1 protein-coding gene is annotated in these 1,268 nt (G+C 63.8%); it reads right to left on the bottom strand.

What is annotated here, in order from left to right:
* Nucleotides 1-3: 3 nt before the first annotated feature.
* Nucleotides 4-1,179 carry an IS481 family transposase gene (locus PMN64_RS42835; protein ID WP_411785115.1) on the bottom strand — a complete coding sequence of 392 codons (1,176 nt, stop codon included), beginning with the start codon at nucleotides 1,177-1,179 and terminating at the stop codon, nucleotides 4-6.
* Nucleotides 1,180-1,268: the final 89 nt, after the last annotated feature.

The following is a 1,268-nucleotide window of genomic DNA, read 5'->3' as shown; positions in this document are numbered from 1 at the left end:
TGTTTAGTCCGGAGACATGGCTGACACCTGTTCGGACACATCACTGACAGGTTGGCGGTTGGTCAAGTCGATTGATGCGACCTGCCAGCTGGCGAAGAAGACGCCGTAATGGCCGTCGCGATCCAGCGGCCTGATGGCAAGCCGTTCGCGCGCGAAGGCCAGTGGAACCTTCCAGAAGCGTCCCTTGAAGGAGATGTAGGGTCTTGTCGATGAGACCCTGCGCACGATCTCGCCGCTGTCGTACGCGACGTTCGGGACGCGGGCCGGCATGGCACGGATACTCGGTCGGAAGCGATCGGCGGGAACGTGCATATCGAGGCCCTGGTGGGGACGCTCCAGATTGTAGACCGGCCGCCAGGCATCCAGGGCGCGTTGGACTTCCGGGAGAGTGCGGAAGCGACGCATCGCAAAGACTTCAGCCTTCAAGGTGCGATGGAAGCGTTCGTTCTTGCCGCGGGCCTGTGGATGACATGGCCTGGCATGCACCACCCTGACGCCAAGCTTGAGCAGCCAGACCTTCAATCCGGTCCAGCGAATGCCGGACGTATCGCCCCAGGGTGAGCCGTTGTCGGTGTAGAAGGCCTCCGGCAAACCATAGCAGCGGAACGTCGTCGTCAAGTGATCCTGCACGGTCAGACGCTGCTCGTCGGCGCAGGCCTTCAGGCACAGGACATAGCGCGAGTGATCGTCGACGATCGTTAGCGGATGACACCGCGTTCCGTCGGCGAGCGGCACGTGGCCTTTGAAGTCCATCTGCCACAGCAGATTGGGAGCTTCCTTCTCGAAGCGGTGCCCTGGATTTGGCGGCGCGTTCTCGCTCGGCTTGACCCGGCCGTTCCGGCACAGGATCCGGTGCACCGTCGACGGCACAGGCACCGTCTGGCCATCCCGCTCCAGGCAGTGGGCGATCTTGCGCGCACCCCAGGCCGGATGCTTGTCGCGCACGGCCAGAACCTGCGTCTCGACCGCAGCCTCACTGCGCTCGGGCATCGCATGGGGGCGCCGGGAGCGGTCGGCCAGCTCTCGATCGCCAGCCTGCCAGCGCCGCAGCCATTTGTAGCCGACGTCAGGGCTGATGTTGAACCGTCGGCACAGCTCGCGCCGGTTGGCGCCTTCCTGCAGAGCCAGCCGCACGAACTCGTGGCGCTGATCCATTGCTGACACCTCACTCCACGGCATGGCGGCCTCCCGAATCGGACCAATCCAGCCAAGGTTGATGTGTCAGCTATGTCTCCGAACACCCGTCAGTGATCTGTCCGGGCTAAACA

The organism is Bradyrhizobium sp. UFLA01-814, from assembly GCF_046718885.1.
GTDB lineage: Bacteria > Pseudomonadota > Alphaproteobacteria > Rhizobiales > Xanthobacteraceae > Bradyrhizobium > Bradyrhizobium elkanii.
This window is presented reverse-complemented; position numbering and strand designations above follow the sequence as displayed.

What these genes read in the sequence shown, in the direction of transcription:
- PMN64_RS42835 (WP_411785115.1), bottom strand. Translation starts at nt 1,179, where the DNA reads ATGCCGTGGAGTGAGGTGTCAGCAATGGATCAGCGCCACGAGTTCGTG.